Annotated in this window: 33 protein-coding genes; all 33 read left to right on the top strand. The window is 57.3% G+C overall.

All coding sequences use genetic code 11. The annotated features are described in order from the left end of the window. Nucleotides 1-50: 50 nt before the first annotated feature. The 33 genes from rpoC to rplQ all read left to right on the top strand — a co-directional run bounded on the left by rpoC (nt 51) and on the right by rplQ (nt 22,596). Nucleotides 51-4,250: a DNA-directed RNA polymerase subunit beta' gene (rpoC, locus tag AERO9A_RS20700; RefSeq protein WP_159973777.1), complete on the top strand. Its 4,200-nt coding sequence runs from the start codon at nt 51-53 to the stop codon at nt 4,248-4,250. Between the two features lie 154 nt (nt 4,251-4,404). Next, entirely contained in the window at nt 4,405-4,776 is a 372-nt protein-coding gene (gene rpsL / locus AERO9A_RS20695) for a 30S ribosomal protein S12 (protein ID WP_159973776.1), read from the top strand. Between the two features lie 103 nt (nt 4,777-4,879). Further along, nucleotides 4,880-5,350 (top strand): 30S ribosomal protein S7, encoded by a 471-nt coding sequence (gene rpsG / locus AERO9A_RS20690; RefSeq protein ID WP_159973775.1) that lies wholly within the window; start codon nt 4,880-4,882, stop codon nt 5,348-5,350. A gap of 30 nt (nt 5,351-5,380) precedes the next feature. Then, on the top strand, nt 5,381-7,528 hold the full coding sequence (gene fusA, locus AERO9A_RS20685) for an elongation factor G (RefSeq protein ID WP_159973774.1): 2,148 nt from the start codon (nt 5,381-5,383) through the stop codon (nt 7,526-7,528). A 30-nt stretch (nt 7,529-7,558) separates the two neighbouring features. Further along, nucleotides 7,559-8,752 (top strand): elongation factor Tu, encoded by a 1,194-nt coding sequence (gene tuf, locus AERO9A_RS20680; protein ID WP_159973773.1) that lies wholly within the window; start codon nt 7,559-7,561, stop codon nt 8,750-8,752. Between the two features lie 153 nt (nt 8,753-8,905). Next, a complete protein-coding gene (gene rpsJ, locus AERO9A_RS20675) occupies nt 8,906-9,217 on the top strand; it encodes a 30S ribosomal protein S10 (RefSeq protein WP_003243886.1) in 312 nt (103 codons plus the stop codon). Nucleotides 9,218-9,300: 83 nt separating this feature from the next. Then, the gene (gene rplC, locus AERO9A_RS20670) at nt 9,301-9,930 is read left to right on the top strand and encodes a 50S ribosomal protein L3 (RefSeq protein ID WP_159973772.1); all 630 of its coding nucleotides are present in this window, start codon (nt 9,301-9,303) and stop codon (nt 9,928-9,930) included. 14 nt (nt 9,931-9,944) lie between these two features. Next, nucleotides 9,945-10,547, top strand: a complete 603-nt coding sequence (gene rplD / locus AERO9A_RS20665; RefSeq protein WP_159973771.1) for a 50S ribosomal protein L4 — start codon at nt 9,945-9,947, stop codon at nt 10,545-10,547. Continuing rightward, a complete protein-coding gene (gene rplW / locus AERO9A_RS20660; protein WP_021444331.1) occupies nt 10,544-10,843 on the top strand; it encodes a 50S ribosomal protein L23 in 300 nt (99 codons plus the stop codon). The genes rplD and rplW overlap by 4 nt, the downstream gene beginning before the upstream one ends. Before the next feature lie 14 nt (nt 10,844-10,857). After that, nucleotides 10,858-11,682, top strand: coding sequence for a 50S ribosomal protein L2 (gene rplB / locus AERO9A_RS20655; RefSeq protein ID WP_159973770.1), 825 nt, complete (start codon nt 10,858-10,860; stop codon nt 11,680-11,682). A 16-nt stretch (nt 11,683-11,698) separates the two neighbouring features. Then, nucleotides 11,699-11,974, top strand: a complete 276-nt coding sequence (gene rpsS, locus AERO9A_RS20650; protein ID WP_159973769.1) for a 30S ribosomal protein S19 — start codon at nt 11,699-11,701, stop codon at nt 11,972-11,974. Nucleotides 11,975-11,985: 11 nt separating this feature from the next. After that, complete coding sequence (gene rplV, locus AERO9A_RS20645) at nt 11,986-12,321, top strand: 50S ribosomal protein L22 (protein WP_159973768.1); 336 nt, start codon at nt 11,986-11,988, stop codon at nt 12,319-12,321. Between the two features lie 13 nt (nt 12,322-12,334). After that, nucleotides 12,335-13,021, top strand: a complete 687-nt coding sequence (gene rpsC / locus AERO9A_RS20640; protein WP_003243898.1) for a 30S ribosomal protein S3 — start codon at nt 12,335-12,337, stop codon at nt 13,019-13,021. Between the two features lie 12 nt (nt 13,022-13,033). Beyond that, nucleotides 13,034-13,447 carry a 50S ribosomal protein L16 gene (gene rplP / locus AERO9A_RS20635; protein WP_003243901.1) on the top strand — a complete coding sequence of 138 codons (414 nt, stop codon included), beginning with the start codon at nt 13,034-13,036 and terminating at the stop codon, nt 13,445-13,447. Continuing rightward, nucleotides 13,447-13,638 carry a 50S ribosomal protein L29 gene (gene rpmC, locus AERO9A_RS20630; RefSeq protein WP_159973767.1) on the top strand — a complete coding sequence of 64 codons (192 nt, stop codon included), beginning with the start codon at nt 13,447-13,449 and terminating at the stop codon, nt 13,636-13,638. The genes rplP and rpmC overlap by 1 nt, the downstream gene beginning before the upstream one ends. A 2-nt stretch (nt 13,639-13,640) precedes the next feature. Continuing rightward, on the top strand, nt 13,641-13,907 hold the full coding sequence (gene rpsQ, locus AERO9A_RS20625) for a 30S ribosomal protein S17 (protein WP_159973766.1): 267 nt from the start codon (nt 13,641-13,643) through the stop codon (nt 13,905-13,907). A gap of 23 nt (nt 13,908-13,930) precedes the next feature. After that, nucleotides 13,931-14,299, top strand: a complete 369-nt coding sequence (rplN, locus tag AERO9A_RS20620; protein ID WP_003243907.1) for a 50S ribosomal protein L14 — start codon at nt 13,931-13,933, stop codon at nt 14,297-14,299. An 11-nt stretch (nt 14,300-14,310) separates the two neighbouring features. Beyond that, the gene (rplX, locus tag AERO9A_RS20615) at nt 14,311-14,625 is read left to right on the top strand and encodes a 50S ribosomal protein L24 (protein ID WP_003463290.1); all 315 of its coding nucleotides are present in this window, start codon (nt 14,311-14,313) and stop codon (nt 14,623-14,625) included. Nucleotides 14,626-14,644: 19 nt separating this feature from the next. After that, the gene (gene rplE / locus AERO9A_RS20610) at nt 14,645-15,184 is read left to right on the top strand and encodes a 50S ribosomal protein L5 (protein ID WP_159973765.1); all 540 of its coding nucleotides are present in this window, start codon (nt 14,645-14,647) and stop codon (nt 15,182-15,184) included. A gap of 15 nt (nt 15,185-15,199) precedes the next feature. Next, nucleotides 15,200-15,505: a 30S ribosomal protein S14 gene (gene rpsN, locus AERO9A_RS20605; RefSeq protein ID WP_003463288.1), complete on the top strand. Its 306-nt coding sequence runs from the start codon at nt 15,200-15,202 to the stop codon at nt 15,503-15,505. A 190-nt stretch (nt 15,506-15,695) separates the two neighbouring features. Continuing rightward, nucleotides 15,696-16,088: a 30S ribosomal protein S8 gene (gene rpsH / locus AERO9A_RS20600; RefSeq protein WP_159973764.1), complete on the top strand. Its 393-nt coding sequence runs from the start codon at nt 15,696-15,698 to the stop codon at nt 16,086-16,088. A gap of 12 nt (nt 16,089-16,100) precedes the next feature. Further along, on the top strand, nt 16,101-16,634 hold the full coding sequence (rplF, locus tag AERO9A_RS20595) for a 50S ribosomal protein L6 (protein WP_159973763.1): 534 nt from the start codon (nt 16,101-16,103) through the stop codon (nt 16,632-16,634). 11 nt (nt 16,635-16,645) lie between these two features. Beyond that, entirely contained in the window at nt 16,646-16,996 is a 351-nt protein-coding gene (rplR, locus tag AERO9A_RS20590; protein WP_003243919.1) for a 50S ribosomal protein L18, read from the top strand. Between the two features lie 3 nt (nt 16,997-16,999). Continuing rightward, entirely contained in the window at nt 17,000-17,500 is a 501-nt protein-coding gene (rpsE, locus tag AERO9A_RS20585) for a 30S ribosomal protein S5 (protein WP_159973762.1), read from the top strand. Between the two features lie 2 nt (nt 17,501-17,502). After that, nucleotides 17,503-17,682, top strand: a complete 180-nt coding sequence (gene rpmD, locus AERO9A_RS20580) for a 50S ribosomal protein L30 (protein ID WP_159973761.1) — start codon at nt 17,503-17,505, stop codon at nt 17,680-17,682. Between the two features lie 2 nt (nt 17,683-17,684). Then, complete coding sequence (gene rplO / locus AERO9A_RS20575; RefSeq protein ID WP_159973760.1) at nt 17,685-18,119, top strand: 50S ribosomal protein L15; 435 nt, start codon at nt 17,685-17,687, stop codon at nt 18,117-18,119. Further along, the gene (secY, locus tag AERO9A_RS20570; protein WP_159973759.1) at nt 18,120-19,448 is read left to right on the top strand and encodes a preprotein translocase subunit SecY; all 1,329 of its coding nucleotides are present in this window, start codon (nt 18,120-18,122) and stop codon (nt 19,446-19,448) included. Nucleotides 19,449-19,476: 28 nt separating this feature from the next. Further along, entirely contained in the window at nt 19,477-19,593 is a 117-nt protein-coding gene (gene rpmJ, locus AERO9A_RS20565) for a 50S ribosomal protein L36 (protein ID WP_002555468.1), read from the top strand. 133 nt (nt 19,594-19,726) lie between these two features. Continuing rightward, on the top strand, nt 19,727-20,083 hold the full coding sequence (rpsM, locus tag AERO9A_RS20560) for a 30S ribosomal protein S13 (protein ID WP_003463275.1): 357 nt from the start codon (nt 19,727-19,729) through the stop codon (nt 20,081-20,083). A 30-nt stretch (nt 20,084-20,113) separates the two neighbouring features. Beyond that, nucleotides 20,114-20,503 carry a 30S ribosomal protein S11 gene (rpsK, locus tag AERO9A_RS20555; protein WP_003243933.1) on the top strand — a complete coding sequence of 130 codons (390 nt, stop codon included), beginning with the start codon at nt 20,114-20,116 and terminating at the stop codon, nt 20,501-20,503. A 17-nt stretch (nt 20,504-20,520) separates the two neighbouring features. Beyond that, nucleotides 20,521-21,141 (top strand): 30S ribosomal protein S4, encoded by a 621-nt coding sequence (rpsD, locus tag AERO9A_RS20550; RefSeq protein WP_159973758.1) that lies wholly within the window; start codon nt 20,521-20,523, stop codon nt 21,139-21,141. A gap of 22 nt (nt 21,142-21,163) precedes the next feature. Then, nucleotides 21,164-22,165, top strand: coding sequence for a DNA-directed RNA polymerase subunit alpha (gene rpoA / locus AERO9A_RS20545; protein ID WP_159973757.1), 1,002 nt, complete (start codon nt 21,164-21,166; stop codon nt 22,163-22,165). Between the two features lie 44 nt (nt 22,166-22,209). Beyond that, nucleotides 22,210-22,596, top strand: coding sequence for a 50S ribosomal protein L17 (gene rplQ, locus AERO9A_RS20540; RefSeq protein ID WP_003243945.1), 387 nt, complete (start codon nt 22,210-22,212; stop codon nt 22,594-22,596). Nucleotides 22,597-22,684 lie beyond the last annotated feature (88 nt).

Genomic DNA, 22,684 nt, shown 5'->3' with positions numbered 1-22,684 from the left:
AGGAGGGCGGGGCGGTTAGCCCGCTCTCCGCTCCGCCAGGAGGAAAGGCCTTGAAAGACCTACTGAATTTGCTGAAAAACCAGGGTCAGATCGAAGAGTTCGACGCCATCCGTATCGGGTTGGCCTCGCCTGAGATGATCCGTTCGTGGTCGTTCGGTGAAGTTAAAAAGCCGGAAACCATCAACTACCGTACCTTCAAGCCCGAGCGCGACGGCCTGTTCTGCGCCAAGATCTTTGGCCCGGTCAAGGACTACGAGTGCCTGTGCGGCAAGTACAAGCGCCTCAAGCACCGCGGTGTGATCTGCGAGAAGTGTGGCGTTGAAGTGGCCCTGGCCAAGGTTCGTCGTGAGCGCATGGCGCACATCGAACTGGCCTCGCCAGTCGCCCACATCTGGTTCCTCAAGTCGCTGCCGTCCCGTATCGGCCTGCTGATGGACATGACCCTGCGTGATATCGAGCGCGTGCTCTACTTCGAGAGCTACGTGGTGATCGATCCGGGCATGACCACGCTTGAGAAGAATCAACTGCTCAACGACGAGCAATACTTCGAAGCCCTCGAAGAGTTCGGTGATGACTTCGACGCACGCATGGGCGCCGAGGCTGTTCGCGAGCTGCTGCACGCTATTGACCTGGATCACGAGATCAGCCGCCTGCGTGAAGAAATTCCGCAGACCAACTCCGAGACCAAGATCAAGAAGCTGTCCAAGCGCCTGAAGCTGATGGAAGCGTTCAAAGACTCCGGCAACCTGCCTGAGTGGATGGTACTGACCGTTCTGCCGGTTCTTCCGCCCGATCTGCGCCCGCTCGTTCCGCTCGATGGTGGCCGTTTCGCCACGTCCGACCTGAACGACCTGTATCGCCGCGTGATCAACCGTAACAACCGTCTCAAGCGCCTGCTCGATCTGTCGGCGCCGGACATCATCGTGCGCAACGAAAAGCGCATGCTGCAGGAAGCGGTCGACGCCCTGCTCGACAACGGCCGTCGCGGTCGCGCCATCACCGGCTCAAACAAGCGTCCGCTGAAGTCGCTGGCCGACATGATCAAAGGTAAGCAAGGTCGCTTCCGTCAGAACCTGCTTGGTAAGCGCGTGGACTACTCCGGTCGTTCCGTTATTACCGTGGGCCCGACCCTGCGTCTGCACCAGTGTGGTCTGCCCAAGAAGATGGCGCTTGAGCTGTTCAAACCGTTCATTTTCGGCAAGCTGGAAGCCCGTGGTCTGGCGACCACCATCAAGGCGGCCAAGAAGATGGTCGAGCGCGAGCTGCCGGAAGTGTGGGACGTTCTCGCTGAAGTGATTCGCGAACACCCCGTGCTGCTCAACCGTGCCCCGACCCTGCACCGTCTGGGTATCCAGGCGTTCGAGCCGGTTCTGATCGAAGGTAAAGCGATCCAACTGCACCCGCTGGTCTGCGCTGCGTACAACGCCGACTTCGACGGTGACCAGATGGCCGTTCACGTGCCGCTGACGCTGGAAGCCCAACTCGAAGCGCGCGCGCTGATGATGTCGACCAACAACATCCTCTCGCCCGCCAACGGCGAGCCGATCATCGTGCCGTCGCAGGACGTGGTACTGGGTCTGTACTACATGACCCGTGAAGCCGTTAACGCCAAGGGCGAAGGTCGCGTATTCGCTGACCTGCAGGAAGTCGACCGCGTATTCCGCGCCGGCGAAGCGTCCCTGCACGCCCGCGTGAAAGTGCGTATCAACGAAACCGTCAAAGAAAAAGACGGTTCGATCAGCAAGAACACCCGTATCGTCGACACCACTGTCGGCCGTGCGCTGCTGTTCCAGGTTGTGCCGGCCGGCCTGTCTTACGACGTGGTCAACCAGCCGATGAAGAAGAAGGCGATCTCCAAACTGATCAACCAGTGCTACCGCACCGTGGGTCTGAAGGACACCGTCATCTTTGCTGACCAACTGATGTACACCGGTTTCGCCTACTCGACCATTTCCGGTGTGTCGATCGGCGTGAATGACTTCGTCATCCCGGACGAAAAAGCGCGCATCATCGATGCCGCCACCGAGGAAGTGAAGGAAATCGAATCGCAGTACGCCTCCGGCCTGGTCACCCAGGGCGAGAAGTACAACAAGGTGATCGACCTGTGGTCGAAGGCCAACGATGAAGTCTCCAAGGCGATGATGGCCAACCTCTCGAAAGAGCCGGTAGTCGATCGCGAAGGTAAGACCGTCGAGCAGGAGTCCTTCAACTCCATGTACATGATGGCTGACTCGGGTGCGCGGGGTTCTGCTGCCCAGATCCGTCAGTTGGCCGGTATGCGTGGTCTGATGGCCAAGCCGGACGGCTCCATCATCGAAACGCCGATCACGGCGAACTTCCGTGAAGGCCTGTCGGTTCTGCAGTACTTCATCTCCACCCACGGTGCGCGTAAAGGTCTGGCGGATACCGCACTGAAGACCGCGAACTCCGGTTACCTGACGCGTCGTCTGGTTGACGTGGCTCAGGATCTGGTAGTGACCGAGATCGATTGCGGCACCGAGCAGGGTCTGCTGATGACTCCGCACATCGAAGGTGGCGACGTGGTCGAGCCGCTGGGTGAGCGCGTGCTGGGCCGTGTTATCGCCAAGGACGTGCCGAAGCCGGGTAGCGATGAGATTATCGTTCCGGCCGGTACCCTGATCGACGAGAAGTGGGTCGAGTTCATCGAGCTCAATAGCGTCGACGAAGTGGTTGTGCGTTCGCCGATTACTTGTGAAACGCGCTTTGGTATTTGCTCCAAGTGCTACGGTCGCGATCTGGCTCGTGGTCACCGAGTCAACATTGGTGAGGCGGTTGGCGTTATCGCTGCCCAGTCCATCGGTGAGCCGGGTACCCAGCTGACCATGCGTACCTTCCACATCGGTGGTGCTGCAAGCCGTACTTCGGCTGCCGATAGCGTTCAGGTGAAGAACGGCGGTGTGGTGCGTCTGCACAACCTCAAGCACGTTGAGCGTACTGACGGCGCCCTGGTCGCCGTATCGCGTTCCGGCGAGCTGGCTATTGCTGACGAGTTCGGCCGTGAGCGTGAGCGCTACAAGCTGCCGTACGGTGCCGTGATTTCCGTGAAGGAAGGCGACAAGGTCGACGCTGGCGCCATCGTCGCCAAGTGGGATCCGCACACCCACCCGATCGTGACCGAGATGAAGGGTACCGTGACCTTCGTCGGCATGGAGGAGGGCATCACCATCAAGCGTCAGACCGACGAGTTGACCGGCCTGACCAACATCGAGGTTCTCGATCCGAAGGATCGTCCGGCTGCTGGCAAGGACATTCGTCCGGCCATCAAGATGGTTGATGCCAACGGCAAGGAACTGCTGCTGCCGGGTACTGACGTACCGGCTCAGTACTTCCTGCCTGCCAACGCCCTGGTTGGTGTTGCCGATGGTGCGCAGATTGCGGTCGGTGACGTTATCGCCCGTATTCCGCAGGAAACCTCGAAGACCCGCGACATCACCGGTGGTCTGCCACGCGTTGCCGACTTGTTCGAAGCGCGTCGTCCGAAGGAAGCTTCGATCCTTGCGGAAATCAGCGGTACCATCTCGTTCGGTAAAGAGACCAAGGGCAAGCGTCGCCTGGTCATCACCCCGACCGATGGCAGCGATCCGTACGAAGAGCTGATCCCGAAATGGCGTCACCTGAACGTGTTCGAAGGCGAACAGGTTAACAAGGGCGAAGTGATTTCCGACGGACCAAGCGATCCGCACGACATCCTGCGTCTGCTGGGTGTGAGCGCGTTGGCCAAGTATATCGTCAACGAGATCCAGGACGTGTACCGCCTGCAGGGCGTGAAGATCAACGACAAGCACATCGAAACCATCCTGCGCCAGATGCTGCGCAAGGTCGAAGTGAGCGAGTCGGGCGATTCGTCCTTCATCAAAGGCGATCAGGTTGAACTGACTCAGGTACTGGGTGAGAACGAGCGTCTGGTTGAAGAGGACAAGTTCATCGCCAAGTACACCCGTGTACTGCTGGGTATCACCAAGGCTTCGCTGTCCACCGAGTCGTTCATCTCGGCGGCATCGTTCCAGGAAACCACTCGCGTCCTCACCGAGGCGGCGGTTACTGGTAAGCGCGACTACCTGCGCGGCCTGAAAGAGAACGTGGTTGTGGGTCGTTTGATCCCGGCCGGTACTGGTCTGGCCTATCACAGCGAGCGTAAGCGCAAGCGTGATGCCGACAAGCCGGTACGTGTCAGCGCCAGTGAGGTTGAAGCCGCACTGACCGAAGCGCTGAACTCCAGCGGCAATTGAGCCGAAGCCCCGTCGCGTGAGCGTCGGGGCTTTGTCTTGACTGGGCGCGTGGGGCTCTTTAGACTCATGCACCCTTAAATTTGGCAGGGCAATCGGCTCTGCCATCTTTATTTGTGTTGTAAATAGCGTCGAAAGACAACAGTGGAGCTAGTAGATGGCAACTATCAACCAGCTGGTACGTCAGCCGCGCAAGCGTATCGTCGACAAGTCCGACGTACCTGCGCTGCAGAACTGCCCGCAGCGCCGTGGCGTGTGCACCCGCGTGTACACCACCACGCCGAAAAAACCTAACTCGGCACTGCGTAAAGTGTGCCGTGTGCGTCTGACCAACGGTTACGAAGTGTCTTCGTATATCGGTGGTGAAGGCCACAACCTGCAAGAGCACAGCGTCGTGCTGATCCGTGGCGGTCGTGTAAAAGACCTTCCGGGTGTGCGCTACCACACCGTGCGTGGTTCGCTGGATACCTCCGGCGTCAAAGACCGTAAGCAGGGTCGTTCCAAGTACGGTACCAAGCGTCCGAAATAAGGTCGCTTGATCCTTTTTATCTAGTTGAGTCGATAAGAGTAAGGTCGGGCCGGTCAAGGCTGTGAGTCCCGAGCTAACCTGAAGACCGTTTGAGGGCTTATCAATGCCAAGACGTCGTGTAGCAGCAAAGCGTGAGATTCTGGACGATCCGAAATACGGAAGCCTGATCCTCGCTAAATTCATGAACCACGTGATGGAAAGCGGCAAAAAGGCTGTGGCCGAGCGCATCGTTTACGGTGCTCTGGACACTGTCAAGGCACGCAAGAACAGCGATCCCCTGGAAATCTTCGAGAAAGCTCTCGACGCCATCGCTCCGCTGGTCGAAGTCAAGTCCCGCCGTGTTGGCGGTGCTACCTACCAGGTTCCGGTCGAGGTTCGTCCGTCCCGTCGTAACGCCCTGGCTATGCGCTGGCTGGTGGACTTCGCGCGCAAGCGTGGTGAGAAGTCCATGGCTCTGCGTCTGGCTGGTGAGCTGCTGGATGCTGCTGAAGGCAAAGGCGCTGCTGTCAAGAAGCGTGAAGATGTGCACCGTATGGCTGAGGCCAACAAGGCGTTCTCGCACTACCGCTTCTAATTCCGGCTCCACTAACTTTGCGAGGGCTTTATGGCTCGTAATACAGCAATTAACCGCTACCGTAATATCGGTATCTGCGCGCACGTTGATGCGGGCAAGACCACCACTACCGAGCGGATCCTGTTCTACACAGGCCTGAGCCACAAGATGGGCGAGGTGCATGATGGCGCCGCGACCACCGACTGGATGGTTCAGGAGCAGGAGCGTGGTATCACCATTACTTCTGCTGCGATCACCACCTTCTGGGAAGGTTCTCGCCGTCAGTACGACAAGTACCGCGTAAACGTCATCGATACCCCCGGTCACGTTGACTTCACCATTGAGGTAGAGCGCTCCCTGCGTGTGCTCGACGGTGCTGTTGTGGTGTTCTGTGGTACTTCGGGCGTTGAGCCGCAGTCCGAAACCGTATGGCGTCAAGCCAACAAGTACGGTGTTCCGCGTATCGTCTACGTCAACAAGATGGACCGTCAGGGTGCCAATTTCCTGCGCGTTGTCGGTCAGATCAAGAATCGCCTGGGTCACACTCCGGTTCCGATTCAGATCGCTATCGGCGCAGAAGAGAACTTCGAGGGTCAGGTCGACCTGATCAAGATGAAGGCCATCTACTGGAACGATGACGATAAAGGTACCACCTACCGTGAGGAAGAAATTCCGGCGGAGCTGGTTGACCTGGCCAACGAATGGCGCTCGAACATGGTTGAGGCTGCTGCCGAGGCCAATGAAGAGCTGATGAACAAGTACCTTGAAGAAGGTGACCTGTCCGTCGAAGACATCAAGGCTGGTCTGCGCGCCCGTACTCTGGCGAGCGAGATTGTTCCGGCTGTCTGCGGCTCTTCGTTCAAGAATAAGGGCGTTCCCCTGGTTCTCGACGCCGTTATCGACTTCCTGCCTGCTCCGACCGAGATCCCAGCGATCAAGGGTATCCACCCGGATCTGGCTGACAAGCCGAAAGAAGAGATTGCCGAGAGCGATTACGACGAGCGTCATGCTGATGACGATGCGCCGTTCTCCGCGTTGGCGTTCAAGATCGCGACCGACCCCTTCGTTGGTACGCTGACCTTCGTTCGTGTTTACTCGGGCGTTCTGGAGTCTGGCCAGTCGGTCATCAACTCCGTGAAAGGCAAGAAAGAGCGCGTTGGTCGTATGGTGCAGATGCACGCCAACCAGCGTGACGAGATCAAAGAAGTGCGCGCTGGTGACATCGCGGCTCTGATCGGCATGAAGGATGTCACCACCGGTGAAACCCTGTGCGATCCAGAGAAACCGATCATCCTTGAGCGTATGGACTTCCCGGAGCCGGTAATTTCGGTGGCTGTAGAGCCGAAAACCAAGGCTGACCAGGAGAAGATGGGTATTGCTCTGGGCAAGCTGGCTCAGGAAGATCCGTCGTTCCGCGTCAAGACTGATGAAGAAACCGGTCAGACCATCATTTCTGGTATGGGTGAGCTGCACCTGGACATCCTCGTTGACCGCATGAAGCGCGAGTTCAACGTCGAGGCCAACATCGGTAAGCCGCAGGTTTCCTACCGTGAAACCATCACCAAAGACGCTGTCGAGATCGAGGGTAAGTTCGTTCGTCAGTCCGGTGGTCGCGGTCAGTTCGGTCACTGCTGGATTCGTTTCTCGACTCCGGATGTGGACGACAAGGGCAATATCACCGAAGGTCTGGTGTTCACCAATGAAGTCGTAGGTGGTGTGGTTCCGAAGGAATACATCCCGGCGATCCAGAAAGGTATCGAAGAGCAGATGAAGAACGGCGTCGTTGCCGGCTATCCGCTGATCGGCCTGAAGGCTACCGTGTTCGATGGTTCCTACCACGACGTCGACTCCAACGAGATGGCGTTCAAAATCGCCGCCTCCATGGCGACCAAGCAACTGGCCCAGAAGGGCGGCGGTAAAGTGCTTGAGCCGATCATGAAGGTGGAAGTGGTAACTCCTGAGGACTACATGGGTGACGTGATGGGTGACCTGAATCGTCGTCGTGGTCTGATCCAAGGTATGGAAGACTCGGTCTCCGGCAAGGTAATCCGTGCTGAAGTTCCGCTGGGCGAGATGTTTGGTTACGCTACCGACGTTCGTTCCATGTCCCAGGGTCGCGCGAGCTACTCCATGGAATTCTCCAAGTACGCAGAGGCTCCGGCGAACATCGTCGAAGCGCTGGTTAAAAAACAAGGCTAATCCCGCCCTTTAAGTAAGAGGTTTACTGTCGTGGCTAAGGAAAAATTCGAACGTAACAAACCGCACGTCAACGTTGGCACCATCGGTCACGTTGACCACGGTAAAACCACTCTGACCGCTGCTCTGACCCGCGTCTGCTCCGAAGTTTTCGGTTCGGCCAAGGTCGACTTCGACAAGATCGACAGCGCGCCGGAAGAGAAGGCTCGTGGTATCACCATCAACACTGCACACGTAGAGTACGATTCCAACATTCGTCACTACGCGCACGTTGACTGCCCGGGTCACGCTGACTACGTGAAGAACATGATCACCGGTGCTGCCCAGATGGACGGCGCGATCCTGGTCTGCTCGGCTGCCGACGGTCCGATGCCGCAAACTCGTGAGCACATCCTGCTGTCCCGTCAGGTTGGTGTTCCGTACATCGTTGTCTTCCTGAACAAGGCTGACATGGTTGACGATGCTGAGCTGCTGGAGCTGGTCGAAATGGAAGTTCGCGACCTGCTGAGCACCTACGATTTCCCGGGTGACGACACTCCGATCATCATTGGCTCCGCGCTGATGGCGCTGAACGGTGAAGATGCCAACGAGATGGGCACCACTGCTGTCAAGAAGCTGGTTGAAACTCTGGATAGCTACATTCCTGAGCCGGTTCGTGCCATCGATCGTCCGTTCCTGATGCCGATTGAAGACGTATTCTCGATCTCCGGCCGCGGTACTGTTGTTACCGGTCGTGTAGAGCGCGGTATCGTCAAGATCCAGGAAGAAATCGAAATCGTTGGTCTGCGTCCGACCACCAAAACCACCTGCACCGGCGTTGAGATGTTCCGCAAGCTGCTGGACGAAGGTCGTGCTGGTGAGAACTGCGGCGTGCTGCTGCGCGGCACCAAGCGTGATGAAGTCGAGCGTGGTCAGGTTCTGGCCAAGCCGGGCACCATCAAGCCGCACACCAAGTTCGAAGCTGAAGTGTACGTTCTGTCCAAAGAAGAGGGTGGTCGTCACACTCCGTTCTTCAAGGGCTACCGTCCGCAGTTCTACTTCCGTACCACTGACGTGACCGGTTCGTGCGAACTGCCGGAAGGCGTTGAGATGGTAATGCCGGGCGATAACATCAAAATGGTTGTCACCCTGATCAAGCCGATCGCCATGGAAGACGGCCTGCGCTTCGCGATTCGCGAAGGTGGTCGTACCGTTGGTGCTGGCGTGGTTGCCAAGATCGTCGAGTAATCGCTGATCTGGATATGAAAAAGGGCCCCTTCGGGGCCCTTTTTTTGGATTGGTTAAAAGTTGACACCCTTGGGGGGCATCCGTACAATTGCGCCTCCCTTGAGCGGGCGTAGTCCGTCTGTGGGGATTAGCAGCTTGGAATCTGAGGTCAAAATGCAAAACCAACAAATCCGTATTCGGTTGAAGGCTTTTGACCATCGCCTGATCGATCAATCTACCCAGGAAATCGTGGAAACCGCGAAACGTACTGGTGCTCAGGTGCGTGGTCCGATTCCTCTGCCTACTCGTAAGGAGCGGTACACCGTTCTGATTTCTCCGCACGTCAACAAAGACGCGCGCGATCAGTACGAAATCCGCACTCATAAGCGTGTTCTGGATATCGTCCAGCCAACGGATAAAACCGTTGATGCGCTGATGAAGCTCGACCTTGCGGCAGGCGTGGAAGTGCAGATCAGCCTCGGCTAAAACCTGGCGGTTTTAGTCGTGTAACGCTCTGAAATGGGCGGCCATAGCGGGTGAAAGCCCCGTACACTCATGAGGTTTTAAACATGACTATTGGTGTAGTCGGTCGTAAGTGCGGTATGACCCGCATTTTCACCGAGGAAGGTGTCTCCATTCCGGTTACGGTCATTGAGATCGAGCCGAATCGTGTCACCCAGTTCAAGAACGAGGAATCCGATGGCTACCGTGCAGTGCAAGTCACTGTTGGTGAGCGTCGTGCTTCTCGTGTTAGCAAGGCTCAGGCCGGTCACTTCGCCAAGGCGAACGTCGCGGCGGGTCGTACTGTTATGGAGTTTCGTCTCGAAGACGGCGACTACCAAGCTGGCGATCTGATCAACGCTGAAATTTTCCAAGCTGGTCAGCTGGTGGATGTCACCGGTCAGTCCAAAGGTAAAGGCTTCGCCGGTACCATCAAGCGTTGGAACTTCCGCGGCCAAGACAACACTCACGGCAACTCCGTGTCCCACCGTGTTCCGGGTTCTATTGGCCAGTGCCAGACCCCGGGTCGCGTATTCAAGGGCAAGAAGATGTCCGGTCACCTGGGTGCCGAGCGCGTTACCGTTCAGTCCCTGGAAGTCGTACGCGTAGACGCCGAGCGTAACCTGCTGCTGGTCAAGGGTGCCGTTCCTGGCGCTACTGGCGGCGATGTTATCGTTCGTCCGGCTGTCAAGGCGTAAGGGGAGAATCTGAGATGCAATTGAATGTAAATGGCGCTCAGGCGATCGAAGTGTCCGATGCGACCTTCGGTGGCGAGTTCAACGAGACCCTGGTTCACCAAGCAGTCGTAGCCTACATGGCTGGCGGCCGTCAGGGCACCAAAGGCCAGAAGTCCCGTTCCGACGTTTCCGGTGGCGGAAAGCGCCCGTGGCGTCAGAAGGGCACCGGTCGTGCGCGTGCTGGTACCACTCGTGGTCCGATCTGGCGTGGCGGTGGTGTGACCTTCGCAGCGTCCACCCGTAATCATGACCAGAAGCTGAACAAGAAGATGTACCGCGCTGCTCTGCGCTCCATCCTTGCTGAGCTGGTTCGTACCGACCGCCTGGTCGTGGTTGAAGACTTCGCTGTCGAGGCTCCGAAAACCAAGGCTCTGCTGTCCAAGCTGAACGGTCTGGGGCTGAACGATGTGCTGATCGTATCTGATGCGGTCGACGAGAACCTGTACCTGGCTGCCCGCAACCTGCCGCACGTCGATGTACGTGATGTTCAGGGTTCCGATCCGGTCAGCCTGATCGCGTACGAAAAAGTGCTGGTCACTGTTTCGGCCGTGAAGAAATTCGAGGAGCTGCTGGGATGAACCAGGAACGCGTATTCAAAGTGCTGCTTGGCCCGCACATCTCCGAGAAGGCCACGGTTCTGGCTGACAAGCAAGGTCAGTTCGTTTTCAAAGTCGCTACCGATGCGACCAAGCTGGAAATCAAGAAGGCCGTCGAAAGCCTGTTCAGCGTGAAGGTTGAGCGCGTGACTACTCAGAATGTTCTGGGTAAGAGCAAGCGCACTGCTCGCGGTCTGGGCAAGCGTAACGACTGGAAGAAGGCAGTTATCTCCCTTCAGCCGGGCCAAGATCTCGATTTCACCAGCAGTGCTGAGTAAGGAAGGGGTGCATCATGGCAATCGTTAAATGCAAACCGACTTCCGCTGGCCGCCGTTTTGTGGTCAAGGTGGTCAATCAGGAGCTGCACAAAGGCGCTCCGTACGCTCCGCTGCTCGAGAAGAAGTCGAAGTCTGGTGGTCGTAACAACAACGGCCGTATCACTACCCGTCATATCGGTGGTGGTCACAAGCAGCATTACCGTCTGGTCGACTTCCGACGCAATGACAAAGATGGCATTCCTGCCACTGTCGAGCGCGTGGAATACGATCCGAACCGTACTGCGCACATCGCTCTGCTGAAGTACGCCGACGGTGAGCGTCGCTACATCATCGCGCCGAAAGGTGTGGTCGCTGGTGATCAGTTGGTCGCGGGCATCATGGCTCCGATCAAGCCGGGCAACAGCCTGCAGCTGCGCAACATTCCGGTAGGTTCGACCGTTCACGGTATTGAGCTGAAGCCGGGGAAAGGTGCTCAGATCGCTCGTTCTGCTGGTGCTTCCGCTCAGTTGATCGCTCGTGAAGGTGCTTATGTGACTCTGCGTCTGCGCTCCGGCGAGATGCGTAAAGTCCTGGCCGAGTGCCGTGCGACCCTGGGTGAAGTCTCGAACTCCGAGCACAGCCTGCGTTCGCTGGGTAAGGCCGGTGCCAAGCGCTGGCGTGGCGTTCGTCCGACCGTTCGTGGTGTTGCCATGAACCCGGTTGATCACCCGCACGGTGGTGGTGAAGGTCGTACCTCCGGTGGTCGTCATCCGGTGTCGCCATGGGGCTTCCCGACCAAGGGCGCGAAGACCCGTGCTAATAAGCGCACCGACAACATGATCGTCCGTCGTCGCAAGTAAATAGAGGGATACGACAGTGCCACGTTCTCTGAAAAAAGGTCCTTTTATCGATCTTCACCTACTGAAGAAGGTCGAAGTGGCGGTGGAAAAGAACGATCGCAAGCCGGTTAAAACCTGGTCGCGCCGTTCCATGATCCTGCCACAGATGGTCGGTCTGACCATTGCTGTGCATAACGGTCGTCAGCATGTTCCGGTCCTCGTGAGCGAAGACATGGTTGGCCACAAACTCGGCGAATTTGCTGCTACCCGTACCTACCGTGGTCACGTGGCAGACAAAAAAGCCAAGCGCTAAGGGGTTAGGAAATGACTGAAGTAGCCGCTAAGTTGTCGGGCGCTCGCATCTCCGCCCAGAAAGCCCGCTTGGTCGCTGACCAGATCCGCGGGAAGAAGGTTGGCGAAGCGCTCAACCTCCTGGCTTTCAGCAACAAGAAAGCCGCCGAGATCATGAAGAAAGTGCTGGAGTCGGCCGTGGCCAACGCCGAGCACAACGAAGGCGCAGACGTTGATGACCTGAAGGTCAGCACCGTTTTCGTCAACGAAGGGCGTTCGCTTAAGCGCATCATGCCGCGTGCCAAGGGCCGTGCTGATCGCATCGTCAAGCGGTCTTGCCATATCACTGTCAAGGTTGCGGACAAGTAACGGAGTCGATCAGATGGGTCAGAAAGTACATCCCGTTGGCATCCGCCTGGGAATCGTCAAGGATCACACCTCGGTCTGGTACGCAGATGGTCGCAATTACGCCGACTACCTGAACGCCGACCTGAAGGTTCGTGCATACCTGCAAGACAAACTAAAAAGCGCGTCCGTTAGCCGTATCGACATCGCTCGCCCGGCTCAAACCGCACGCATCACCATCCACACCGCTCGTCCCGGCATCGTGATCGGCAAGAAAGGTGAAGATGTTGAGAAGCTGCGTCAGGACCTGACCAAGCAAATGGGTGTGCCGGTGCACATCAATATCGAAGAGATCCGCAAGCCGGAGCTCGACGGTATGCTGGTTGCGCAGAGCGTAGCTCAGCAGCTGGAGCGTCGCGTTATGTTCCGTCGCGCCATGAAGCGCGCTGTACAGAACGCCATGCGTATTGGTGCCAAGGGCATCAAGATCCAGGTGAGTGGTCGTCTCGGCGGCGCTGAAATCGCCCGTACCGAGTGGTATCGCGAAGGTCGTGTGCCCCTGCACACCCTGCGTGCCGATATCGATTACGCCACCTACGAAGCACACACCACTTACGGTGTGATCGGCGTCAAGGTTTGGATCTTCAAGGGTGAGGTCATTGGTGGCCGCACTGAAGAGCTGAAGCCGCAAGCGCCTGCGCCTCGTAAAGCTGCCAAGAAATAAGGAGTACGCATCATGTTGCAACCAAAGCGTACGAAGTTCCGCAAGCAGATGACTGGCCACAACCGTGGTCTGGCTCAGCGCGGTAGCAAAGTCAGCTTCGGCGAGTTTGCGCTGAAGTCTGTTGCTCGCGGTCGTCTCACCGCTCGTCAGATCGAGTCCGCTCGTCGTGCTCTGACTCGTCACGTAAAACGTGGCGGCAAGATCTGGATTCGCGTCTTCCCGGACAAGCCGGTCACCAAGAAGCCTCTCGAAGTGCGGATGGGTAAAGGTAAGGGTGGCGTCGAGTACTGGGTAGCCCAGATCCAGCCGGGCAAGGTCCTGTACGAGATCGAAGGCGTATCCGAAGAGTTGGCGCGCGAGGCTTTCGCCCTGGCTGCTGCAAAGCTGCCGCTCGCCACCACCTTTGTTAAGCGGACGGTGATGTGATGAAAGCGACCGAACTTCGTGAAAAAAGCGCTCAGCAGCTTAACGAGCAACTGCTCGGCCTGCTGCGCGACCAGTTCAATCTGCGTATGCAGAAAGCGACTGGCCAACTGGGGCAGTCTCACCTGCTCTCGCAAGTGAAGCGCGACATCGCTCGCGTTAAGACTGTCCTCAGCCAGCAGGCAGGTAAGTGATCATGGCCGAAGTTGAAAAAGCAGTCCGTACGCTGACCGGCCGTGTTGTCAGCGACAAGATGGACAAGACCATCACCGTACTGATCGAGCGTCGCGTAAAGCACCCGATCTACGGTAAATACGTCAAGCGTTCGACCAAGCTGCACGCTCACGACGAAAACAATCAGTGCAAGATCGGCGACTTCGTTTCCATTCGTGAGACGCGTCCGCAGTCCAAGACCAAGTCCTGGGCCCTGGTTGAAGTCGTTGAACGCGCAGTTGAAGTCTAAGGGCTAGGGGTCGGAGAAATTTTATGATTCAGACTCAATCCATGCTCGATGTGGCTGACAACAGTGGTGCACGTCGCGTCATGTGCATCAAGGTGCTGGGCGGCTCGCATCGTCGCTACGCCGGCATCGGCGACATCATCAAGGTCACCGTCAAGGAAGCAATTCCGCGCGGCAAAGTGAAGAAAGGTCAGGTCATGACCGCAGTGGTCGTTCGTACCCGTCACGGCGTTCGCCGTGCCGATGGTTCGATCATCCGCTTCGACGGCAACGCTGCTGTTCTGCTGAACAACAAGCAAGAGCCGATCGGGACCCGTATTTTTGGCCCGGTGACCCGTGAACTTCGTTCCGAGAAGTTCATGAAGATCGTCTCGCTCGCCCCTGAAGTGCTTTAAGGAGATCCGACATGCAAAAGATTCGTCGTGACGACGAGATCATCGTGATCGCCGGTAAAGACAAAGGTAAGCGCGGTAAGGTGCTGAAGGTTCTCGCTGACGACCGTCTGGTCGTCGGTGGTATCAACCTGGTCAAGCGTCATACCAAGCCGAACCCGATGTCGGGCGTTCAAGGCGGTATCGTCGAGAAAGAAGCGCCACTGCACGCTTCCAACGTTGCCATCTTCAACTCTGAAACCAACAAGGCTGATCGCGTTGGCTTCAAGGTTGAAGACGGCAAGAAAATTCGTGTCTTCAAGTCCACCCAAAAGCCGGTTGGCGCTTGAGAATCATAGGTAGAACACCATGGCACGACTGAAAGAGATTTACCGGAAGGAAATCGCGCCCAAGCTGAAGGAAGAACTGAAGCTGGCGAACGTGATGGAAGTTCCGCGCATCACCAAAATCACCCTGAACATGGGCCTGGGCGAAGCGATCGGTGACAAGAAAGTCATCGAGCACGCTGTTGCCGACCTCGAGAAGATCACCGGTCAGAAAGTCGTTGTGACTCATGCCCGTAAGTCGATCGCAGGTTTCAAGGTTCGTGAAGGTTGGCCGATTGGCGTCAAGGTCACTCTGCGTCGCGAACGTATGTATGAGTTCCTGGATCGTCTGCTGTCCATCTCCCTGCCGCGCGTGCGTGACTTCCGCGGCCTGAATGCCAAGTCCTTCGACGGTCGTGGCAACTACAGCATGGGCGTGAAAGAGCAGATCATCTTCCCGGAAATCGATTACGACAAAATCGATGCGCTGCGTGGTCTGGACATCACCCTGACTACCACTGCCCGTAACGATGATGAAGGCCGCGCTCTGCTGCGTGCTTTCAACTTCCCGTTCCGCAACTGATCGGAGTCCTGGACAATGGCCAAGACAAGCATGAAGAACCGCGAGCTGAAGCGTCAGCAAACGGTTGCCAAGTACGCCAAGAAGCGTGCCGAGCTGAAAGCCACCATCGCTAATCCGAACACCAGTCCGGAAGCGCGTTGGGAAGCCCAGGTCGCCCTGCAGAAGCAGCCGCGTGACGCCAGCGCCTCGCGCCTGCGTAACCGCTGCCGCATCACCGGCCGTCCGCACGGCGTTTACCGCAAGTTCGGTCTGTCGCGTAACAAGCTGCGCGAAGCTGCCATGCGTGGTGACGTACCGGGTTTGGTGAAAGCCAGCTGGTAAGCAGTTGTTTAAAGCAAAACCGGCCTTGTGCCGGTTTTGTCTTTTCTTGAACAAGCCCCTTTTGGGGCTTGATTCATTTTTGATCGATCTCTAGAATGGCCGGCTCCCTGAGCCTGGCATTTTGGTGTCGAGCTTATGGATGATCCCACAGCCTTCGGGCTGTTCTATTTGTATCAGGAGCGTCTAGCCCATGAGTATGCAGGACCCGTTAGCGGACATGCTAACTCGTATCCGTAATGCCCAGATGGCTGAAAAGTCCGTCGTAAGCATGCCGTCTTCCACTCTGAAGGTGGCTGTAGCCAAAGTTCTGAAGGACGAAGGTTACATTGCGGGTTACGAAGTAAGCGGCGAAGCCAAGCCGCAACTTTCCATCGAGCTGAAGTACTTCGAAGGCCGTCCGGTCATCGAGGAAGTTAAGCGCGTAAGCCGTCCAGGTCTTCGTCAGTACAAGTCTGTCGATGATCTGCCGAAGGTTCGCGGCGGTCTCGGTGTTTCCATCGTCTCCACCAACAAAGGTGTGATGACGGATCGCGCTGCGCGCGCTGCCGGTGTCGGCGGCGAAGTGCTCTGCACCGTGTTCTAAGGGGGGATAAGCATGTCTCGCGTTGCTAAGAACCCCGTCGTGCTGCCTGCCGGTGTCGAGATCAAACTCGCTGGCCAGCAGCTTTCGGTCAAGGGCGCCAAGGGCACTCTGGAACTGACCGTTCATCCTTCTGTTGAAGTGACCCAGGAAGGTGGCGAACTGCGTTTCGCTGCTCGCAATGGCGATCTGCAGAACAAGGCCATGGCCGGTACGACCCGTGCACTGGTCAACAACATGGTCATCGGTGTTAGCCAAGGCTTCGAGCGCAAGCTGCAGCTGGTCGGCGTAGGTTACAAGGCCCAGGCCAAAGGTCAGGTGCTGAATCTCGCGCTGGGTTACTCCCACCCGATCGACTACGAACTGCCGCAAGGCGTCACCGCCGAAACTCCCAGCCAGACCGACATCCTGATTAAGGGTATCGACAAGCAACTGGTGGGTCAGGTCGCTGCGGAGATCCGTGACTTCCGTCGTCCTGAGCCGTACAAGGGCAAAGGCGTTCGTTACGCGGATGAAGTCGTCCGTCGTAAAGAAGCCAAGAAGAAGTAAGGGGCTGGGATATGACCGACAAAAAAGTTACTCGTCTGCGTCGCGCTCGCAAAGCACGCCTGAAAATGCACGAGCTCGAAGCCGTGCGTCTGTGCGTGTATCGCTCTTCGCAGCACATCTATGCCCAGGTCATTTCGGCCGACGGCAGCAAGGTTCTGGCCAGCGCCTCTACCTTGGACAAAGCACTGCGTGACGGCGCCACTGGCAACGTCGACGCCGCCAAGAAAGTAGGTCAGCTGGTTGCTGAGCGTGCGAAAGCCGCTGGTGTGACTCAGGTTGCATTCGACCGTTCTGGCTTCAAGTACCACGGTCGCGTCAAGGCGCTGGCCGATGCTGCTCGTGAAGGCGGGCTGGAGTTCTAAGTTATGGCAAACAACGACCAAAAGCGCGACGAAGGTTATATCGAGAAGCTGGTCCAGGTTAACCGCGTTGCCAAGACCGTAAAGGGTGGCCGTATCTTCACTTTCACCGCGCTGACCGTGGTGGGTGATGGTAAGGGTCGCGTCGGTTTCGGCCGTGGTAAGTCCCGTGAAGTGCCGGCTGCGATCCAGAAAGCGATGGAAGCTGCTCGTCGCAACATGATCCAGGTTGACCTGAACGGCACCACGCTGCAGTACCCGGTCAAGTCCGCTCATGGCGCCTCCAAGGTGTACATGCAGCCGGCTTCCGAAGGTACCGGCATCATCGCAGGCGGCGCCATGCGTGCCGTTCTGGAAGTAGCTGGCGTGCAGAACGTTCTGGCCAAGTGCTACGGCTCTACCAACCCGGTAAACGTGGTTCACGCCACTTTCGAAGGTCTGAAAGCCATGCAGTCCCCGGAATCCGTTGCGGCCAAGCGTGGCAAGAGCGTCGAGGAGATTCTCTAACCATGGCTAACACCGTCAAAGTGACTCTGATCAAGAGCACCAATGGCCGCCTGGCCAATCACAAAGCTTGCGTCAAGGGCCTGGGCCTGCGTCGCATCGGTCACACCGTCGAAGTTCAGGACACTCCTGAAAACCGCGGCATGATCAACAAGGCTTACTACCTGCTGAAGGTGGAGGGTTAATCATGCAACTGAACGATCTGCGTTCCGCGCCGGGTGCCCGTCGCGAAAAGCACCGTCCGGGCCGTGGCATCGGTAGCGGTCTGGGTAAGACCGGTGGCCGTGGTCACAAGGGTCAAACCTCCCGTTCCGGTGGCTCCATTGCTCCGGGCTTCGAGGGTGGTCAGCAGCCGCTGCACCGTCGTCTGCCGAAATTCGGTTTCGTCTCTTTGAAGGCGATGGATCGTGCGGAACTCCGTACTTCCGAGCTGAACAAGGTTGAGGCTGACGTTGTTACTCTGCAGGCGCTGAAGGATGCCAATCTGGTAGGCCAACACGTACAGCGTGTAAAAGTCATGCTGTCCGGTGAGGTTACCCGTGCGGTTACCCTGAAAGGTATCGCTGCCACCAAAGGTGCGCGTGCGGCTATCGAAGCGGCTGGCGGTAAGTTCGAGGAATAAATGGCTAAGCAAGGTGCTCTCTCTGCGTTGGCAGGTGGCGGGTTGTCCGAACTCTGGGCTCGTCTGCGTTTTCTGTTCCTGGCGATCATCGTCTATCGGATAGGCGCACACATCCCGGTGCCCGGTATCAACCCGGATCGCCTGGCGGATTTGTTCCGTCAGAATGAGGGGACCATTCTTAGCTTGTTCAACATGTTTTCCGGCGGTGCGCTGGAGCGGATGAGCATTTTTGCGTTGGGGATCATGCCGTACATCTCGGCATCGATCATCATGCAGTTGATGACCGCTGTTAGCCCACAGCTGGAACAGTTGAAGAAGGAAGGTGAGGCTGGCCGTCGCAAGATTAGCCAGTACACCCGCTACGGCACTCTCGTCTTGGCGTTGGTTCAGGCTACCGGCATGTCCGTTGGCTTGGCTAGCCAAGGCGTTGCGTTCTCGGTCGGTTTCGGTTTCCACTTCGTGGCGGTCACCACTTTCGTGGCGGGCGCGATGTTCATGATGTGGCTGGGCGAGCAGATCACTGAACGCGGTGTCGGCAACGGTATCTCGATGCTGATTTTTGCTGGCATCGTGGCCGGTCTGCCGAGGGCGATTGGGCAGTCTTTCGAGTCTGCGCGGCAGGGCGATATCAATATCTTCGCTCTGGTTGCCATCGGTTTGCTGGCGGTAGCGATCATCGGTTTCGTGGTGTTCATTGAGCGTGGTCAGCGTCGCATCGCGGTGCACTACGCAAAGCGTCAGCAGGGCCGCAAGGTCTTCGCTGCGCAGACTAGCCACTTGCCGTTGAAGGTGAACATGGCGGGCGTCATTCCGGCCATTTTCGCCAGCAGCCTTCTGCTGTTCCCGGCCTCGCTGGGTTCCTGGTTCGGTCAGTCCGAGGGTTTGGGCTGGCTGCAGGACATTGCACAGGCGATCGCTCCTGGTCAGCCGTTGAACATCTTGCTGTTTAGTGCAGGGATCGTTTTCTTCTGCTTCTTCTATACGGCGCTGATGTTCAATCCGAAAGACGTAGCGGAAAACCTGAAGAAATCCGGTGCCTTTATTCCGGGTATCCGTCCGGGCGAGCAGTCGGCGCGCTATATCGATGGCGTATTGACTCGCTTGACTCTGTTCGGTGCTCTGTACATGACGGCCGTGTGCCTTCTGCCCCAGTTTCTGGTGGTGGCGGCCAACGTTCCGTTCTACCTTGGCGGGACCTCGTTGCTGATCGTGGTTGTGGTTGTAATGGACTTTATGTCTCAAGTGCAGTCTCACCTCGTATCTCACCAGTACGATTCCCTGATGAAGAAAGCTAACCTGAAGGGTTATGGCGGCGGCATGCTCCGCTGATCCACCCGTAAGGTTCGAGGAGTTGGTAATGAAAGTTCGTGCATCGGTGAAAAAGCTGTGCCGTAACTGCAAAATTATCCGTCGCGAAGGTGTCGTGCGGGTGATCTGCAGCGCAGAGCCGCGTCACAAGCAGCGCCAAGGCTGAGTGTGAACCACGCGTGATAAGCCCGGCAGCTAGTGCGCTGCCGGGTTGATTATTTGTTTTTACAGCGTTAATATCTCGCGCCCTATTTCTTGGCTTCCGGGGCGTAGGTAGCTGTCAATTGGAGTTCCACTGAATGGCCCGTATTGCAGGCGTTAACATTCCGGATAACAAGCACACTGTTATCTCGCTGACCTACATCTTTGGTGTTGGTCGCACCACTGCACAGAAAATCTGTGCCGCTACCGGCGTAAATCCGGCTGCGAAAATCAAAGATCTGACTGACGAGCAGATCGAGCAACTGCGTGGCGAAGTAGCCAAGGTGAACACCGAAGGCGATCTGCGTCGTGAAGTGAATATGAAGATCAAGCGCTTGATGGATCTGGGTTGCTATCGCGGCCTGCGCCATCGTAAAGGTCTGCCGGTTCGCGGTCAGCGCACCAAGACCAACGCTCGCACCCGTAAGGGCCCGCGTAAGCCGATCCGCAAGTAATCGCATTCGCGAATCGACAGGAATTTAGTCATGGCAAAACCTGCTGCTCGTACTCGTAAAAAAGTCAAAAAGACAGTGGTTGATGGCATCGCCCATATCCACGCGTCTTTCAATAACACTATCGTGACCATTACCGACCGTCAGGGTAACGCCCTGTCCTGGGCTACCTCCGGTGGTTCGGGTTTCCGCGGCTCGCGTAAGTCCACTCCGTTCGCTGCCCAGATCGCCGCTGAGCGTGCTGGTCAGGCTGCTCTGGAATATGGTCTGAAGAACCTCGACGTCAACGTCAAGGGTCCAGGTCCAGGTCGCGAATCCGCTGTGCGTGCTCTGAACGCCTGCGGCTACAAAATCGCCAGCATCACCGACGTGACGCCTATCCCGCACAACGGGTGCCGTCCGCCGAAGAAGCGTCGCGTGTAAACAGGAGACAGTGAGAAATGGCTCGTTACATTGGTCCCAAGTGCAAACTGTCTCGCCGTGAAGGCACCGACCTCTTCCTGAAGAGTGGTGCTCGCGCGCTGGAATCCAAGTGCAACATCGAATCCGCTCCCGGCATCCACGGTCAGCGTCGCGGTCGTCAGTCCGACTACGGCACCCAGCTGCGTGAGAAGCAGAAAGTCCGTCGTATCTACGGCGTGCTGGAGCGTCAGTTCAGTGGTTACTACAAGCAAGCTGCTAGCCAGAAGGGCGCCACCGGCGAAAATCTGCTGCAACTGCTGGAGTGCCGTCTGGATAACGTGGTTTACCGTATGGGTTACGGCGCTACTCGTGCCGAATCCCGTCAGCTGGTTTCGCACAAAGCCATCAGCGTCAACGGTCAGACCGTAAACGTACCGTCCTACCAGGTTAAAGCTGGCGACGTCGTTGCTGTTCGCGAGAAATCGAAGAACCAGCTGCGCATCGCTCAGGCTCTCGAGCTTTGCGCCCAGCGCGGCCGTGTTGAGTGGGTAGAAGTAGACGCCGAGAAGAAGTCGGGTGTGTTCAAGAACGTCCCAGCTCGTAGCGATCTGTCCGCTGACATCAACGAGAGCCTGATTGTCGAGCTCTACTCCAAGTAAGGGCTAGAAAATAGGTGCATCCATGCAGATTTCGGTAAATGAGTTTCTGACCCCCCGTCACATTGATGTGCAGGAGGTCAGTCCGACCCGCGCCAAGATCACTCTCGAGCCTCTCGAGCGTGGTTTCGGTCATACCCTGGGCAACGCGCTGCGTCGCATCCTGTTGTCCTCCATGCCTGGCTGTGCAGTAGTCGAGGCCGAGATCGACGGCGTACTCCACGAGTACTCCGCCATCGAAGGTGTTCAGGAAGATGTCATCGAGATCCTCCTGAACCTTAAAGGTCTGGCTATCAAGCTGCACGGTCGTGACGAAGTGACCCTGACTCTTTCGAAGAAGGGCCCAGGCGTCGTTACTGCTGCCGATATTCAGCTGGATCACGATGTCGAAATCGTCAACGGCGACCACGTGATTGCCAATCTGGCCGACAACGGCGCGCTGAACATGAAGCTCACCGTGGCCCGTGGCCGCGGTTACGAGCCGGCTGATGCGCGTCAGAGCGATGAAGACGAGAGCCGCAGCATTGGTCGCTTGCAGCTCGACGCTTCGTTCAGCCCTGTTCGCCGGGTTGCCTACGTGGTGGAAAATGCTCGTGTCGAGCAGCGTACCAACCTGGACAAGCTGGTTCTTGATCTGGAAACCAACGGCACCCTCGACCCTGAAGAGGCCATCCGTCGTGCTGCGACCATTCTGCAACAGCAGTTGGCCGCGTTCGTGGATCTCAAAGGTGACAGCGAGCCGGTCGTGGTTGAGCAGGAAGACGAGATCGATCCGATCCTGCTGCGCCCGGTTGACGACCTGGAACTGACTGTGCGTTCGGCCAACTGCCTGAAGGCGGAGAACATCTACTACATCGGCGACCTGATTCAGCGTACCGAAGTAGAACTGTTGAAAACTCCGAACCTGGGCAAGAAGTCCCTGACCGAAATCAAGGACGTTCTGGCTTCTCGTGGTCTGTCCCTCGGTATGCGCCTCGATAACTGGCCGCCGGCAAGTCTGAAGAAAGACGACAAGGCGACTGCCTGATCGTCATCATCACCGAACGAACAAGTTTGGTAAGGAATTGAACCATGCGTCATCGTAAAAGTGGCCGTCACCTCAGCCGCACCAGCGCTCACCGCAAGGCCATGTTCCAGAACATGGCGGTCTCGCTGTTCGAGCACGAGCTGATCAAAACTACCCTGCCGAAAGCCAAGGAACTGCGTCGCGTTGCCGAGCCGCTGATCACCCTGGCCAAGGAAGACAGCGTTGCTAACCGTCGTCTGGCTTTCGACCGTACCCGTTCGAAAGCTATCGTTGGCAAACTGTTCAATGATCTGGGCAAGCGCTACGCCACCCGTAACGGCGGCTACCTGCGTATCCTCAAGTGCGGTTTCCGCGCTGGTGACAACGCTCCGATGGCTTACGTTGAACTGGTCGACCGTCCGGTCGGTGGTTCGGTAGAAGCTGCCGAGTAAGTCAAGCTGTATGAAGAAACCGGGCCTAGTGCCCGGTTTTTTCGTTTATATCGGGGTGTTGTTTTTATTGAGAGATAAAAGCTATCGA

The organism is Pseudomonas sp. 8Z (genome assembly GCF_902506535.1).
Classification (GTDB): domain Bacteria; phylum Pseudomonadota; class Gammaproteobacteria; order Pseudomonadales; family Pseudomonadaceae; genus Aquipseudomonas.
The sequence above is the reverse complement of the archived record's forward strand: the minus strand, read 5'-3'. Positions and strand labels throughout refer to the sequence as shown.

Bases quoted from the DNA above. Each gene is read 5' to 3' on its own strand.
- rpsL (WP_159973776.1), top strand. From the start codon at position 4,405: ATGGCAACTATCAACCAGCTGGTACGTCAGCCGCGCAAGCGTATCGTC.
- rpsG (WP_159973775.1), top strand. From the start codon at position 4,880: ATGCCAAGACGTCGTGTAGCAGCAAAGCGTGAGATTCTGGACGATCCG.
- fusA (WP_159973774.1), top strand. From the start codon at position 5,381: ATGGCTCGTAATACAGCAATTAACCGCTACCGTAATATCGGTATCTGC.
- rpsJ (WP_003243886.1), top strand. From the start codon at position 8,906: ATGCAAAACCAACAAATCCGTATTCGGTTGAAGGCTTTTGACCATCGC.
- rplC (WP_159973772.1), top strand. From the start codon at position 9,301: ATGACTATTGGTGTAGTCGGTCGTAAGTGCGGTATGACCCGCATTTTC.
- rplD (WP_159973771.1), top strand. From the start codon at position 9,945: ATGCAATTGAATGTAAATGGCGCTCAGGCGATCGAAGTGTCCGATGCG.
- rplW (WP_021444331.1), top strand. From the start codon at position 10,544: ATGAACCAGGAACGCGTATTCAAAGTGCTGCTTGGCCCGCACATCTCC.
- rplB (WP_159973770.1), top strand. From the start codon at position 10,858: ATGGCAATCGTTAAATGCAAACCGACTTCCGCTGGCCGCCGTTTTGTG.
- rplV (WP_159973768.1), top strand. From the start codon at position 11,986: ATGACTGAAGTAGCCGCTAAGTTGTCGGGCGCTCGCATCTCCGCCCAG.
- rpsC (WP_003243898.1), top strand. From the start codon at position 12,335: ATGGGTCAGAAAGTACATCCCGTTGGCATCCGCCTGGGAATCGTCAAG.
- rplP (WP_003243901.1), top strand. From the start codon at position 13,034: ATGTTGCAACCAAAGCGTACGAAGTTCCGCAAGCAGATGACTGGCCAC.
- rpmC (WP_159973767.1), top strand. From the start codon at position 13,447: ATGAAAGCGACCGAACTTCGTGAAAAAAGCGCTCAGCAGCTTAACGAG.
- rpsQ (WP_159973766.1), top strand. From the start codon at position 13,641: ATGGCCGAAGTTGAAAAAGCAGTCCGTACGCTGACCGGCCGTGTTGTC.
- rplN (WP_003243907.1), top strand. From the start codon at position 13,931: ATGATTCAGACTCAATCCATGCTCGATGTGGCTGACAACAGTGGTGCA.
- rplX (WP_003463290.1), top strand. From the start codon at position 14,311: ATGCAAAAGATTCGTCGTGACGACGAGATCATCGTGATCGCCGGTAAA.
- rplE (WP_159973765.1), top strand. From the start codon at position 14,645: ATGGCACGACTGAAAGAGATTTACCGGAAGGAAATCGCGCCCAAGCTG.
- rpsN (WP_003463288.1), top strand. From the start codon at position 15,200: ATGGCCAAGACAAGCATGAAGAACCGCGAGCTGAAGCGTCAGCAAACG.
- rpsH (WP_159973764.1), top strand. From the start codon at position 15,696: ATGAGTATGCAGGACCCGTTAGCGGACATGCTAACTCGTATCCGTAAT.
- rplF (WP_159973763.1), top strand. From the start codon at position 16,101: ATGTCTCGCGTTGCTAAGAACCCCGTCGTGCTGCCTGCCGGTGTCGAG.
- rplR (WP_003243919.1), top strand. From the start codon at position 16,646: ATGACCGACAAAAAAGTTACTCGTCTGCGTCGCGCTCGCAAAGCACGC.
- rpsE (WP_159973762.1), top strand. From the start codon at position 17,000: ATGGCAAACAACGACCAAAAGCGCGACGAAGGTTATATCGAGAAGCTG.
- rpmD (WP_159973761.1), top strand. From the start codon at position 17,503: ATGGCTAACACCGTCAAAGTGACTCTGATCAAGAGCACCAATGGCCGC.
- rplO (WP_159973760.1), top strand. From the start codon at position 17,685: ATGCAACTGAACGATCTGCGTTCCGCGCCGGGTGCCCGTCGCGAAAAG.
- secY (WP_159973759.1), top strand. From the start codon at position 18,120: ATGGCTAAGCAAGGTGCTCTCTCTGCGTTGGCAGGTGGCGGGTTGTCC.
- rpmJ (WP_002555468.1), top strand. From the start codon at position 19,477: ATGAAAGTTCGTGCATCGGTGAAAAAGCTGTGCCGTAACTGCAAAATT.
- rpsM (WP_003463275.1), top strand. From the start codon at position 19,727: ATGGCCCGTATTGCAGGCGTTAACATTCCGGATAACAAGCACACTGTT.
- rpsK (WP_003243933.1), top strand. From the start codon at position 20,114: ATGGCAAAACCTGCTGCTCGTACTCGTAAAAAAGTCAAAAAGACAGTG.
- rpsD (WP_159973758.1), top strand. From the start codon at position 20,521: ATGGCTCGTTACATTGGTCCCAAGTGCAAACTGTCTCGCCGTGAAGGC.
- rpoA (WP_159973757.1), top strand. From the start codon at position 21,164: ATGCAGATTTCGGTAAATGAGTTTCTGACCCCCCGTCACATTGATGTG.
- rplQ (WP_003243945.1), top strand. From the start codon at position 22,210: ATGCGTCATCGTAAAAGTGGCCGTCACCTCAGCCGCACCAGCGCTCAC.